9 protein-coding genes and 2 pseudogenes are annotated in these 14,114 nt (G+C 65.9%); 5 read left to right on the top strand and 6 right to left on the bottom strand.

Annotation, left to right across the window (positions count from 1 at the left end):
* Positions 1-240 precede the first annotated feature (240 nt).
* Positions 241-2,409, bottom strand: coding sequence for a helicase HerA domain-containing protein (locus tag P0Y41_RS03455; protein ID WP_284062587.1), 2,169 nt, complete (start codon positions 2,407-2,409; stop codon positions 241-243).
* Between the two features lie 171 nt (positions 2,410-2,580).
* On the opposite strand from P0Y41_RS03455, the gene P0Y41_RS03450 reads away from it, so the two are divergent.
* Positions 2,581-3,453: a halocarboxylic acid dehydrogenase DehI family protein gene (locus tag P0Y41_RS03450; protein ID WP_284062586.1), complete on the top strand. Its 873-nt coding sequence runs from the start codon at positions 2,581-2,583 to the stop codon at positions 3,451-3,453.
* A 6-nt stretch (positions 3,454-3,459) separates the two neighbouring features.
* On the opposite strand, the pseudogene dinB reads toward P0Y41_RS03450, so the two are convergent.
* From dinB to P0Y41_RS03430, 4 genes and pseudogenes are all read right to left on the bottom strand, one after another.
* A pseudogene (gene dinB, locus P0Y41_RS03445) lies at positions 3,460-4,862 on the bottom strand (DNA polymerase IV).
* A gap of 107 nt (positions 4,863-4,969) precedes the next feature.
* A complete protein-coding gene (lrpA1, locus tag P0Y41_RS03440) occupies positions 4,970-5,398 on the bottom strand; it encodes an HTH-type transcriptional regulator LrpA1 (RefSeq protein ID WP_284062585.1) in 429 nt (142 codons plus the stop codon).
* Between the two features lie 135 nt (positions 5,399-5,533).
* Positions 5,534-6,472, bottom strand: coding sequence for a thiamine pyrophosphate-dependent enzyme (locus P0Y41_RS03435; protein WP_284062584.1), 939 nt, complete (start codon positions 6,470-6,472; stop codon positions 5,534-5,536).
* A 2-nt stretch (positions 6,473-6,474) separates the two neighbouring features.
* On the bottom strand, positions 6,475-8,367 hold the full coding sequence (locus tag P0Y41_RS03430; RefSeq protein WP_284062583.1) for a 2-oxoacid:acceptor oxidoreductase subunit alpha: 1,893 nt from the start codon (positions 8,365-8,367) through the stop codon (positions 6,475-6,477).
* A gap of 308 nt (positions 8,368-8,675) precedes the next feature.
* Between P0Y41_RS03430 and P0Y41_RS17985 the strand changes: the two are divergent.
* The 4 genes and pseudogenes from P0Y41_RS17985 to P0Y41_RS03410 form a co-directional block, all read left to right on the top strand.
* Positions 8,676-8,972, top strand: a pseudogene (locus tag P0Y41_RS17985) (PKD domain-containing protein); the annotation flags it as partial.
* A 45-nt stretch (positions 8,973-9,017) separates the two neighbouring features.
* The gene (locus P0Y41_RS03420) at positions 9,018-11,402 is read left to right on the top strand and encodes a PKD domain-containing protein (RefSeq protein WP_284062581.1); all 2,385 of its coding nucleotides are present in this window, start codon (positions 9,018-9,020) and stop codon (positions 11,400-11,402) included.
* 90 nt (positions 11,403-11,492) lie between these two features.
* On the top strand, positions 11,493-12,152 hold the full coding sequence (locus P0Y41_RS03415) for a CAP domain-containing protein (protein WP_284062580.1): 660 nt from the start codon (positions 11,493-11,495) through the stop codon (positions 12,150-12,152).
* Positions 12,149-12,856, top strand: coding sequence for a DsbA family protein (locus tag P0Y41_RS03410; protein ID WP_284062579.1), 708 nt, complete (start codon positions 12,149-12,151; stop codon positions 12,854-12,856). The genes P0Y41_RS03415 and P0Y41_RS03410 overlap by 4 nt, the downstream gene beginning before the upstream one ends.
* A 36-nt stretch (positions 12,857-12,892) precedes the next feature.
* On the opposite strand, the gene aroC is transcribed toward P0Y41_RS03410, so the two are convergent.
* Entirely contained in the window at positions 12,893-14,080 is a 1,188-nt protein-coding gene (aroC, locus tag P0Y41_RS03405; protein ID WP_284062578.1) for a chorismate synthase, read from the bottom strand.
* Positions 14,081-14,114: the final 34 nt, after the last annotated feature.

Raw genomic sequence — 14,114 nt, 5'->3', positions numbered from 1 at the left:
GTGTGTCGTGGCCGCGCGCCGGCCGACGCCGGACGGAGAGTTCCGACGGGGGCCTGCTCGCGGCCGCTGGCCTGATCGGTCGTGCGTCCCGAGGGCGCCGTCGCCCTCGCCGTACCGACCGGCGCGTCCTCGCCGACGCACCGGTCAGCGAGACGGAGAAACGGTCTTCATAGATACCACTCTCGAACGGACTCGAAAAGAACCTTGTCCCGTCACGGGAACGATCCGCACGGCTCCGCCTCAGTCGTCGCGGTCGACCGCTTCGATCCGGTAGTGGTGGTCGTCCTGCTTGACCAGTTCCGCCGCCTCTCGCATGCTGACCGCGTAACCGGTCGGGCCGCGCTCCAGTTCGTGGTCGGCGGCGACGCGGACGAGGTTCCCAATCAGCTGCGCCGACGGGGGCTTCTGGGCGGCGCCGCAGTCGTACACCGTCAGGAGCTCGTTGCCGTCGTCGGTCTCGTAGACGATCACGCGGGCGTGCGCCGCGAGCCGCCACCGATCGTCACCGCTGGGCGGAAGCTTGCACGTCACGGCGCCACGTCCGGGTCGAGGCCGGCGCGGGATTCGATCTCCGCGATCACCTCGACGAGGTCCTGTTCGCCCGTGTGATCGCCGTACACCCGCCGGACGAGCGCTGGAAGGGCGTACGCGTACTCCCCGCGGCTCCGGTGCTCGACGAACCCGGCCCGCCGGAGGACCTTGTTTCGGGCGTACGCGTATCGGCGGTCCCCCGAGCCGTCGGCGGCGCGGTGGGCCTCGATCGGCGTCGCGCGGTCGCCCCGCCGGTAGGCCGCGCAGCATGCCGCGAGTCACGTCCTCCAGCGACTCGACCGCGCGAACGACGCCGGCGACGACCGCCTCGCGACGGCGCAGTTCGTCTCCGTCGACGACCGCGGCCGGGTCCTCGATGCTGTCGAATCCCGAGCGCGAGCGCGCGGGGGAGATGTCGACCCCGTCTGTCGGGGGCACCGCGGTCGCGACCCGCTCGTCGCTCGCGCCCGGGGCGTCGCGCTCGCGGTCGGCGGCGGCCGCTGTCGACGCTCCGTCGTCCGAGACCGCGGCGGCCACGGTCCCTTCGTCCCCGTCGCGGTCCCCGTCGCCGCCGGAGCCATCGCGCGCGGCGCCGGCGGACGCGTCGCCCGACGCGGCCTCGGGGCTCTCGTAGTCGTGAAGCTCGGACTGGTCATCGGTGAGGCGCCCGCCGAACGCGGCGTCTCCGTCTCGGCGCTGTGGTTCCGGCGCCGACCCGTTCGTCGCCGAGCCGTTCGCTGCCGACCCGTCGGATGGTGAGCCGTTCGCCCGCGCGTTGGCCGCCGTATCGCGTCCGAGGCTCCGGCCGCTCCCGCCGCGGTACGGCGCATCTGCCTTCTGAAGCAGCGCCTGCGCGAAGGTGTCCGCCATCTCCGACATGTCCTGCGCCTCCTCCAACTCACGTTCGAGTTGGCTGATGCGCTGCTTCTTTTTGTCCAGTTCCTGCCGGAGGTCCGCGAGTTCGGATTCGGTGCGCTCGCGTTCGTCGGTGATCGTCTGCAGCTCCGAGACGAGGTCGCCAGAGACGGACTTGAGATCGGGCCGCTCGAAGTCGTCGAGGCCGGGCGTCGCGCCCGCGTCGAACGTCTGCTTGCGGTGGAACTGCACTCGCCTGATGGACTCGGCCCAGTCGGTCATCAAGAACGCCTCGCCGTCGTCCATGTCCTCGATCGCGTCGCCGTAGTCGCCCCCGAGGATCCGCGAGACGACTTTCGTGTCGTTGTCCCAGGTGAGCCGGTGCCAGCAGAGCCAGTCGCACTGGGTGATGAAGTCCTTCTTTACGTCGGCAGGCCGCTGAGAGATGCCGACGATGCCGAGGCCGTGCTTGCGACCGCGCTTCCCGATCTTGATCAGCGTCTTGCCCGTCTTGTCCATCCCGGCCCCCTCGGGAATGTACTCGTGGCACTCCTCGACGAGCATCAAGAACGGCTTCTTCAGCTTCTTTTCTTTGGCAAACAGCTGGCGGGCCGTCTCGCGGATCAGCTCGGACGCCTCGTCCTCGTCGAGATACCCCGACACATCGAGGATGATCGGGACGTTCTCCTCTAAGGCGAGCGAGGCGATTTTGCCCGCGTGCTCGGCCGAGACTTGGATGTCGCACTCCTCGTCGGCGCCGACGTGGAGGATCTCGAACTCCTCTTTCAGCCCGTAGTACTCCCCGTCGCTGTCAACGATGAGCACCGGGAAGCTGTTCTCCAACAGCTTCTCGATGACGACGGAGGCGGTGTTTGACTTCCCCGAGCCGCTCTTGCCGGTAATGAACCCTCGTCCGGTCAGGATCTCGACCACGGGAAGCGAGATGGGCGTCCCGTCGGACAGGCCCGACTCGCCGCCGACGCCGTCGCTCACGTCCGCGACGGTGATCGTCTCGTCGCTCATTACCGAACTCTGACTCCCGCCCCGGCTTAACTCCAGCCGTCGCGTCTGACGAGCGTCTGACGCGTCCGGTCGGTGCCGGACGGACCCGCCCGCCCCGGAGCCGTCACCCTGGATCCGTCGAGACTGCAGGCGCGGCGTGGGTTTAGGTGTACACCGGTCGACGGCCCGCCCATGGACACGAGCCTCGAACTTCACGCTGCCGACGCCACGGGATGGCGCGAAGGGATGTACGACGACATCCGGACGACGTTTCGGGCGCCGGTCGTCAATTGGATCTGGCGGACGGCGACCGCAAATCACCCGGAACTGACCCGGTACCTGTGGGGACAGGTGAAGCCCGCCTTCGAGACGCGTGCGTTCGCTGAGACGGCCGTGGCCTACCGCGACGCGGTGTTGTCGGCAGTCGACGGTCCGCGCTACCGCGCGGGCGGCCTCGGTCTCGGGCCCGCCGAGGCGCGGGAGCTCCGTGGACAGATCGCCGCCTTCGACGCCGTCGCTCCCCGGCTCGCGGTGCTGTTCGAACTTGTCGACCGGTCGATGAACGGCGGCGACGTGGGGACTGCGGTGCCCGACGGCCCCGCCGCGACCGAACCGTACCCCGCAGGGCTGGGCGCCGACCGCGGGCTCGACCCCTCGATGATCGCCGTCGACGCCGTCCCCGAGAGAGCCGCCGGCGCAGTCGCCGAGATCCGTCGGTTCCACGGCTTCGACGACGGCAGCCTTCCCAGCGTCTACCGCTGTTTGGCGCAGTGGCCCGCGTTCCTCTCGCGGCTGTGGGACGGCCTGAAACCGGAACTCCGCTCTGAGGACTTCGACGAGGCCGTCGCCGACGCGGGTGCGATCGCGGACGACTACGTCGAGGAGGTGGCGTATCGTCCCGCGCTCTCGCGTGAGGCTGCCGTCGCCGCCGGCTTCGACGCCGACGCGGTCGACGACCTCGCCGCGCTGTTCGCCGAGTTCAACGGCGGTCCCGTCGAGACGGTGATCCCGGCGCTCCCGTTGTTCGCCGACGCGGTCGGTGCGAGCGGCCCTCGGCGGCTCTAGGAACGCTCACTCGAACTCTCCGAGGTCGGCCTGCCCCCGGCGGCGCCGCCGGCGACGCTCGCGCGTCGCGTCCTCGTCGCCCTCGTCGGCCCAGTCGTCGAGCGTCGCCGTGGCGTCCACACCGCGGCGCGTCACGCCCTCCGGGTCGCTCGCGTCGCGTTCGCCGTCCACGTCACCCCCGCCGTCACCCTCGGCGGCACCACGGTCGCCTTCAGCAGAGCACTCTGCTGCCCCTTCGTAGCCGCCGAGCGTCGCCTGCTCCTCGGCCGCGAACGAGAGGTTCGACACCCGGACGCCGAGCTTCCGAACTCCCTCCCCCGCGAACTCGTCGAGGAGATCGAGCGCAACCTCCTCGACGAGGTCCGGGTCGTCGACTGGTCCCGGGAGCGAGTCCGCGCGCGTGTTCACGTCAAACGGCGGCCGCACGACTTTCACGCCGATGGTGCGATACATCGCGCCGCGCGAGCGCGCGCGCTCGGCCACATCGGCCGCGAGGGCGCGAACCCGTTCGCGTTGCGCCGCTTCGTCGGCGGTCCGGCCGGCCGACTCCCGCGACAGCGACTTCGGCCGGCCGGTCGGCGTCACCTCGCGGTCGTCGCGGCCGTTCGCGCGGTCGTGGAACTCCCGGCCGCGCGAACCGAACCGGGCCTCCAGTTCGGTCGGATCCGCGTTCGCGAGGTCGCCCGCGGTCTCGATCCCCAGCTCCGCCAGGTCGCTCGCGGTGACCGGCCCGACGCCGTGGATGTCCGAGACGGGAAGGGGCGCGAGGAAGTCGGCGACTTCGCCGGGCTCGACGACGGTGAGCCCGTCCGGCTTGTCGTAGTCCGAGGCGACCTTCGCGGTCGCCATGTTCGGCGCGACGCCGACGCTGGCGGGCACGCCGGCCCCCGCTCGATGCGCTCGCGGACGTACCGGGCGAGGCCCTCGGCGAGCGGGGCGTCGCCGGAGCCGTCGCCGGTGTCCCACGAGGTCCGGTCCGTCACGTCGAGGTACGCCTCGTCGATACTCACCTCCCGGACGGTGTCGGCCACGTCATGCAACACCGCCTTCACCTCCGCCGCGACCTCCTTGTAGAACGGCATGTCGACGGACCGGTAGTGGCCCGCCGCCGGATCGGACGCCTCCGTGTCGCCCGCATCCGCGTCGGCGACGCGAGGGAGTCGCTCCAGCGCCTGCGAGATGGGCTGTGCCGATTCGACCCCGAACTCGCGCGCCTCGTAGCTCGCCGTCGCGACCGCGCCGATCGTGTCGCCCGGCTCGTACCCCATGCCGACGACGATCGGTTCGCCCGCGAGCTCGGGCTCCTTCAGCCGCTCGCAGGAGGCGTAAAAACAGTCCATGTCGACGTGGAGGACGACGCGCTCGCCGCCGTCGTCCGTCGTCGGCGCCCCCGGGAGCGTCTCCTCCATGGTCGCCACTCAGGCGCCGATCGGTCAAAAACCGTCGCCACGCGCGGTGGAAGTGAAGCCGCGCGCGGCCAAGTCCACTGGGTCCGCCGAACGTCGGTCCGCAGCCGCTATTTCAGTCGCTCTTGCAGCACCGACGGGTGCGCCGCGGTGACGCCCTCGACGCCGCCGATCTCCTCGGAGATCACCTCGCCCAGTTCGTCGCCGTCGGCCGCGCGGACCTCGGCCATGAACATGTGGTCGCCCGAGGAGGTGTACAGCGAAACGACCGACTCCAGCTCCTTCAACGCGCGCGTCGCCTCGACGTACCGCTCGCTGTCGACCTCAATCCCGACGAGCGCGATCGTCTTCCCGGAGAGCTTCTTCGGATCGATTTCGGCCGAATAGCCGACGATGACGCCCTCGTCCTCGAGCCGGTTGATGTACTTTCGCACCGTCGGCTTCGAGACGCCAGCGCGGTCGGCGATCTCGGCGTAGGAGGCCTGCGCATCCTCCTCGAGCGCTTCGAGGATGCGATCGGCCGTCGAGGAGGTACTCATTACCGTATGATTTCGCGCCACAGAAAAAATACCTTGCGAATGAGAAAACGGGAGTCGCGTCGACGGGAACCGGCGCGAGTACTGGGCCGATCACGTCCCAGTCGCGCGGTTTCGTCGTTCACGCCCGCCGTTCGCTCACTTGTGCTTGTCGATGAACTGATCGTACGAGCGCTCCCACTCGTAGTCGCCGTCGAAGTAGCGCTCCGCGAGCGGTTCCTCGGGCATCTCGCCGATCTGCTGTTTCTCCTGCTGGTAGGAGGGCCGCTCGTCGTCGCGGTAGTAGACGCCGGTGAGCACCTCGCCCTCGTACAGTTTGTCCTCGGTCTCGCGCATCAGCTCCTGGGCCTCGGCGCGGTTCGTCGGATCGAAGTCGTAGTCCTCGGACTCGTTGATGTCCGTGTACGGGACGTACTGCTTGGCGTCCTTGTTCCACGTCGGGCACTGCGTCAGGAAGTCGATGTGCGCGAACCCGTCGTGCTCCATCGCCTCCTTGAGGATTCGCTGGGCCTGGTTCGGGTTGACGGCGGCCGTGCGAGCGACGAACGACGCGCCTGAGGTCAGCGACAGCGAGAGCGGACGGATCGGGGTCTTCGCCGAGCCGTGCGGTTGCGTCTTCGACTTGTGGCCCTTCGGGGAGGTGGGCGAGGTCTGGCCCTTCGTGAGGCCGAAGATCTCGTTGTTGAACACGATGTACGTCATGTCGTGGTTCTCCCGGGCGGTGTGCATGAAGTGGTTCCCGCCGATCCCGTAGCCGTCGCCGTCGCCGCCGGCGGCGACGACCTCGACGCCGGGGTTGGCGAGCTTCGCCGCCCGGGCGACGGGCAGCGACCGGCCGTGGATCGTGTGGAAGCCGTAGCTGTCGAGGTAGCTGTTCAGCTTGCCCGAACAGCCGATCCCGGTGACCAGCAGCGTCTCTTCGGGCGTGCGCCCGACCTCGGGCAGCGCGCCCTTCAGCGACTTCAGGACACCGAAGTCGCCGCAGCCCGGACACCACGTCGGCTGGGGTTCGATCTCGGGCGTGTACTCGTTGCGGTCGACCTCGCGTTCCTCACCGATGGCACTGAATGCGCTCATTGTTAGTCACCTGCCGCGGGGACGAACTTCGTCTCGTTGCCGGGGAGCTCCCCGTCCTCGACGATGTTCGTGGTGAACCCCTCGACGATCTCCGCGGGCTCGAAGGGGTTCCCGTTGTACTTCAGCAGCGAGGAGAGCATCTCCCCGTGCGTGCCGAGTTCCTTCTGCGTCAGACCGCGGAACTGCGCCGACGCGTTCATCTCGACGACGAGCGCCTCCTCGACGGAGTCGAGGAACGCTCGAACCGCGTCGATCGGGTACGGCGCGAGTTCGGCGACGGTCAGCGCCTTCACCGACGTGCCGTTCTCGTTGAGCCGATCGACGGCCTCCTCAACTGTCCCCTGCTGGGAGCCGAACGTGAGGATGCCGTAGTCGGCGTCCTCGGGACCGTGTTCCACGAGCAAGCCGTCGTCGTCGAGGTCCGCGCGGATGGCGTCGAGCTTCCGCTGCCGACGGTTCATCTGTGCGACGCGGTTGTTCGGGTCCTCGTCGATGTGACCGGCCGGGTTGTGCTCGTTCCCCGTCGCGAGGAATCGGCCGCCCTTCTGGCCGGGCACCGACCGCGGCGAGACGCCGTTCTCGCCATCGTGCTGGAAGCGGTGGAACTTCCCGTCGTTCGTGTGCGGCTGGTCGGCCAGTTCCTCCTCGGTGAGGGTGAACCCGATGTCCGCGTTGGGCTCGCGGTCGAAGTGCGAGGCCGGGACGTTCGTCAGCTCACCCGACAGTTTCTGGTCGTAGATGAGCATCGACGGGATCTGGTACTCGTAGGCGAGCTGGAACGCCCGTCGCGACGCCTCGTACGCCTCGGCGACCGTACCGGGCGCGAGGACGACGCGCTGGGAGTCGCCCTGTGACGTGTACAGGACGTGTTCCAGGTCCGCCTGTTCGGGCTTCGTCGGCATCCCCGTCGAGGGACCGGCGCGCATGGCTTCGATGAGTACCAGCGGCGTCTCGGTCATCTCCGCGAGGCCGAGCGGCTCACCCATCAGGGCGAACCCGCCGCCGGAGGAACCGGACATGGCCTTGACGCCCATGTGGGACGCGCCGATGGCGAGCGCGGCCGCGGCGATCTCGTCTTCGACCTGCTCGGAGATCCCGCCCAGTTCGGGCAGGTTCTGACTCATGATGGTGAACACCTCGGTCCACGGCGTCATGGGGTACCCCGCGATGAAGCGGCAGCCCTCGTCGATGGCGCCGTAAGCGATGGCGTCCGAGCCGGACATCAGGACCTGCTCCTCGTCGTGTTCGCCCGAGGGGACGGACACGTCGGGGGCGTCGACGTCGTACTCCTCGCGGACGAGGTCGTACGCCGTCTCCATGATCTCGACGTTCGGCTCGAGGATCTTCTCGGGCATCGCGTCGCGCATCAGCTCCTCGATGGCGCTGAGGGGGATGCCCGTGATCGCGCAGGTGACGCCGACGCCGGCGGTGTTTCGCATGACCTCGCGGCCCTGATCGCGCGCGAGCGACCGAAGATCGATGTCGTACACGTGCCAGTTGTTCTCCTCGACGCGCTCCTCGAAGTTCGGAACCTCCGAGGGGTCGAGCAGCCCGGAGTCGTAAACGATGACGCCGCCCTCGCGGAGCTCGTCGAGGTTCTCCGCGAGCGGTTTGGCTTCCTCGTTGCCGTAGTAGGCGCCCTCCTGCGGGTTGCGGGCGAACGAGTCACCCAGCGCCAGCAGGAAGTTGTAGCCGTCGCCCCGTGACTTGACGGGATCGGCGGAGGCGCGTACCTCGACGTAGGTGTGGCCGCCCCGGATGCGCGAGGGATAGTGACGATGCGTGAAGACGTGCAGCCCCGACCGCATCAGGGCCTTGGCGAAGTTCTGACTGGTCGAGGCGATTCCGTCGCCCGACCCGCCAGCGATCCGCCAGATGAGTTCGTCGGCTGACATAGGTACTGATAGGCCCTCCGTTGGGCAGTATTTGACGGTTGTTCTGCACGGGACAAATGCCTTGCTATGGGTTCGCAAAGGGTCGATCGTGAGGGTTTCGGGAATGGCCCCGGTGATCACCGAGTGCCAGCAGCCGAGCTCCCGCCCCAGCGATGATGCCGTCGGCAACCTGCAACCAGAATTGACTCACCGCCTCAATCTGGGGTGACCGGAGAGATCCGACCCGCTACGACACGATCTCTTCACCGATAATTTCTAACTGCAATTCTAAAATCTTATATCGGGTAACGGGGCATCTCGCACAGAGCATGAGACGCGTTTCGTTGGTCATCGCGGCACTCCTCGTTGCGGCGGTCGTTCCCGGATCAGTCACCGCCCACGAGGCGGCGGAGAACGAGCCACCGCTCGCGGATGCCGGCCTCGATCAGGAGGTCGAGCGCGGCACTGTTGTGTGGCTGGACGGCGGCGGCTCGCTCGATCCCGACGGCGATATCGTCGCCTCCGAGTGGTCGATCCGAACCCCCGACGGCCGGGAGATCAACCCGAACGCTCCGACCGCGATGTCCACGACGTTCACCGCCTCGACGGTCGGGCGGTACGAGGTGACGCTGACTGTGACTGACGACCACGGCGTCGACCGGAGCGACACGTTGTACGTCGATGTGGCCGCTCGGGGGGAGGTCGCCGCGGGCACCGAATCCAACGAGTCGAAACCGCAGCCGAACGAGCCGCCGACCGGTGATATCGAGGGGCGGGACAGCGTCGCCCGCGGCGAGACAGCCACGTTCACCGCCGACGTGTACGATCCTGATGGGGAGATCACTTCGTATGCCTGGTCGGACGGGCGATCGACCCGCGAGGTAGATCGTACCGTCGATCTCCCGGCCGGCGAGACGTTCGCGTTCAGCGTCCGCGTCACTGACGACGACGGCGCGACGGCGACGTTCCGGAAATCGGTACGTGTGTTGGCGCCGGGCGATGGTACCAACGCCGGGTCCACGACCGCCGACTCGAACAACGAGGCCCCGACCGCCCGCATCGACGGGCCGGACCGCGTCGCGTCCGGCCACGACGCGACGTTCATTCTCCGCGGAAGCGATCCGGACGGAAGCCTCGTTCGACGGCTGTGGCCCGATCGGTCCGAGAACGGAGCGGTCGTCGATCTCGCGTTCACCGAAACGGGAACGCACACACTGCGTGGCGTCGTCGTCGACGACGACGGGGCACGAACGACGGCGATGAAGACCGTTGAGGTGTACGACGAGGGACCGCCGGTGGTCTCGATCGACGGTCCTGATAGTGCGACAGCGGGGAGCACACAAGAGTACACGCTGGAGGCGTACGATCCGGACGGCGGGGAGCTGACGATCACTTGGGACCCGGGACAGACCCAGTTGGAGCGGGAGTCAAGCCGGTTCGTCAACAACGTCGGAATCGAAGGTAATCTGGGGGAGACGATGGAGATCTCGGCCACTGTCACCGACGACGAAGGGAACACCGTGACTGCGGTAAAGGAGACGGAGGTGGAAACGCAGACGAGTTTCGGGACCGGAGAATCCGTCCCCCATATCTCGGAGATCTCGTGGAGATACGCCACTGACGACACGAAACAGACACCGGAAACAGACTCCGTAGAGCTCAGTACGTACGAATTCTTCGCCACGGTCACACATGAAGAGCCGAAGATTGTTCGCGCGACGTGGCGAGTAAACGATACGAACCGGGCCGTCATCGTCGATACACTCGGCCGATTCTCCGGCACTCGAGACACCGAGATCCGACATATATTCGTCTCCGAACATGGTGGCAAGGTCACGAGGGAAGTTTCGCTCTCGGCGGTCGACGCAGACGGCGATCGAGGCGAACAGAAGTGGATAAGCCGCGTTCACTCGGTACAGACGCACGACGACATCGTATTCTATGCGATGAAATCAGGCGTTCCCGCGAGGAAAACCAGCTTGGAGGTCGAACCCGGTGATCAGGTGGAGTTCACCGTCGGGTCGAACCAGAACTACCGTCTCGCCTTCGGTGACGGGAATGCTGCACGCGGATCGGGGACCTCTGTGCTGCGGAACGTCGAGATCGCTCACACCTACGACGATCCTGGAACGTACAAGGCGAGACTGATCTCGACACAGGGTCCAAACGGTGAAGCACTGAAAACCATCGATATCAACGTACGACCGAAGACGTACACAGAGTACTGGTACGAGAGCACCACCAATACGATTGAGCGCGTTATATCTGAGGAGCGACCATCAGAAAAAAGCTGGTTCAAAAAATCGATATACGACTCCGGGACGTACTTTACAGGACGGACGATATCTGTGCGGGCCGATGCTGGGCGGCCATCGATGGTCGGCGATAACTGGATATCGACGGAGACGAGCGTTGAGCAGCGATCGCGCCGGGTTACTCGCATCAAGCGGTCGGATCCGGACGGGTCAGGAGACGACTGGGAGCTCGTGGAACGAAACGTTCGAACCGAGGAACGAACGTACTACGAAGACAAATCCCGGTGGCTTTCGAGTCGCTTCCGGCGTACGGGATGGAGTTTCACCGGCGAAACCAGAACCGAGCGCGTGGTCGTTGGCGATGGACACAACCACGACCGCGATCGACACAGTCGAACCACACGAACGTGTACGAACTGGGATCTCGATCCGAGCCCGTACGGCGGGTTCTCACGGGAGTGCTCCAACTGGAACTATGACACCAATATCTGGTACACCGGCCACGACCACAGCGGGTACACGTACTACGACATAGACTATTTGTACAAGACCGAAATCGAGCGAACGCGGACAGTTCAATACCACGAGTATGCGAGTGAGCGCGAGTTCACCATCACAACAGAGACCTTCGCCGAAACGGATTCGTGGACCGAATGGCTGTGGGAACGTGAAGGAAACACAGTGAGACAGGAGCACTCACTCACGAAACCTGAAACTGGTTCGTATATTCCGGGGACTCTTCAGACGGTTGAAGTTCGGTGTGGATCTACAGAGAGTCACCACGATTCAGTCATGTGTTGACGACTAATTACGAATATACAAATACAATAAATTATCACAGAAACCATGCCAATCCTTCGAACTGACCTGCACCGTCCGAGGGCCCCCATCGTGAGTAGAAGACACGCGACTGCACTCGCACTTATTGCAATGATCTCGCTGGCTGGATGTCTCTCTTCCACCGGAGCGAATCCCGAACCGGTTGTCCGTAGCCAAGAGCCAGTGGAATTGAAAGGCACCAGCCCGCAACCTCCAAAATTTGGCCATCATCAGTCGGATAGTGAGATCGAGACTCCCACCCCGTTAGAAAATAAGACACCACGCGAAGATGTTAATGTGACTTTATCAGAAAAATTATTAATTTATAAAATAAATAACTACCGGGCAGAGAGTAATTCCGGACGATTAGTCTCAGATCCCCGACTTGGCCGTATCGCTCGCCACCACTCATACGATATGGCTACACGAGATTTCTTCAACCACACCAACCCCGATGGTGAGACGTTCACCGACCGGGTTCAGGCAAGCAGTTATGCCTGCGGTGGCGGTGGCGAAAACCTCAGGGGTGTCTTCTGGAACAGGAGTCATACACAGACTGAAGAAGAGCTCGCAGAAGTAATCCTCCGTGGATTCATTCGATCCCCAGAACACAACACTGGGATGCTCCTCCCGAGTCACGACACCATCGGCGTCGGGATATACATCGCCGAGGACGGGCGGACGTACGCCACAGTGGATTTCTGCGACGGTAATCCTGGAGAGGATCCATGATTGGCCCCGATAACGAGCCCACGCGCAGACGCTTCCTCGCGGCCGCAGGCACCACGACACTCGCCGGAACGTCCGGTTGTCTCGGTTGGCTGCGCGGCGACTCAGACGGCGACGAACCCGGCGGCGGTTGGCACACGGAGGAGTTCACTACCGCCGAGGCGACGGAGACGTTCAGCTACCGCGAGGGGACTCGTACCCCCTACGCCGGCGTGGATCAGATCTACACGGGCGGCGGCACCCTCGTCGTCGTCTACTTCGATTACGCGCACAAGCCGTCGATTCGATGGTGGCGCGAGGAGTTTCCCAAGCTCTCGGACCTCCTCGCAAACGACGCGTTCCGACCGACGTTGCTCATGTACCCGCTCCCGGTCAACGAGTGGTCGATGCTGCTCCCGAGCGCGCTGTTCGAGGTCCGCGCCCGCGGCACCCGCGCCGATGCATGGGCGTTCCACGAGGCGCTCGTCGACGCGGCGCCGTCCTACACGTTCGACCTACTACGGGATCACGCGGAGGAGATCGGCGTCGACGGGGACGCGGTCGTCGAGGCCGCACGGACGCGACGGCGACGGAACCAAGCACTGTCAGACCGAAGACTCGGTCGGGACAGCGGCGTCGAGACCCTTCCCGCGTTCCGGTGGGGAACCGACCCGATCGACGGGTCGACAGCCGCGGAGCTCCGTCAGTTCATCGAGGACCGAGAGTAAGCTCGAGAGCCGATTGGTGGACGCCGGACGGTACCGTTACTCCGCGTCGTCCGGATGCTCCGCGTGGTACTCCGTCTCGTACTCCCCGACCTGACCGTCGAGGCGATCGGGGTTGATCCGACCGCCGAGCAACATGAAGTCGAGGACCGTACAGTAGAGCATCGCCTCCACGACCGGCACCGCACGCGGCGGGAGGACGGGATCGTGGCGGCCGACGACCTGTACCTGCTTCTCCTCGCCCGTCTCCCAGTCGACGGTCGTCTGCTCTTTCGGGATCGAGGTGGGCGCATGCCACGTGACCTCGCCGTAAATTGGTTCTCCGGTGGTGATGCCACCCTGTAGCCCGCCGTGGTCGTTGCCGACGGGGACGGGGTCGCCCTTTTCGCTGACGGTCTCCGGGTGGTCGCCCTCGTCGACCTCCCAGTTCTCGTTGCGGTCGTGGCCCGTGACCTCGCGGGCGTCGCGCCCCAGCCCGAACTCGAAGGCCGTCGTCGCGGGAATTGACATCATCGCCTGCCCGAGCCGGGCCGGGAAGGCGTCGAACCGCGGCGCGCCGAGCCCTCGTGGGACGCCGCGCGCCTCGAACTCGATGGCGCCGCCGATGGAGTCGCCCGCCTCCTGGTACTCGTCGATTCGATCGCGCATCTCCGCGGCCGTCTCGGGGTGCCCACAGCGGACCTCGTTCTCCTCGCTGTGTTCCAGCATCTCCTCGAACGTCACGTCGGGGGCGACGATGTCGCCGATCTGGTTGACGTGCGCTTTGATCTGCACGTCGTAGTCGCTCTGGTCGAGCACCGCCTTCGCGACGGCGCCGCCGGCGACCCAGTTGACCGTCTCGCGCGCGGAGGAGCGGCCGCCGCCGCCCCAGTTTCGCGTGCCGAATTTCGCCGAGTAGGTGTAGTCGCCGTGGCTGGGGCGGGGCGCGGTGACGAACGGCTCGTACTTGCCCGAGCGGGCGTCCTTGTTCTGGATCACCATCCCGATCGGCGTTCCGGTGGTGTAGCCGTCCTGTAGTCCGGAGTTGATCGTCACCTCGTCGGGCTCGCCGCGGCTGGTCGTGATCATCGACTGTCCCGGCTTGCGTCGGTCGAGATCGCGCTGGATGCGCTCCTCGTCCAACTCGACGCCGGCCGGGACACCGGAGACCGTACAGCCCATGGCCTCCCCGTGGCTCTCGCCGTAGGTGGTCAGCCGGAACAGCCGGCCGAACTCGTTGCCGTTCATGTCCGTATTCGGTGGGTGCGCAGTATAAAATGCG

The sequence above is a fragment of the Halobaculum halobium genome, from assembly GCF_030127145.1.
GTDB classification, from domain to species: Archaea; Halobacteriota; Halobacteria; order Halobacteriales; family Haloferacaceae; genus Halobaculum; species Halobaculum halobium.
The sequence above is the reverse complement of the archived record's forward strand: the minus strand, read 5'-3'. Positions and strand labels throughout refer to the sequence as shown.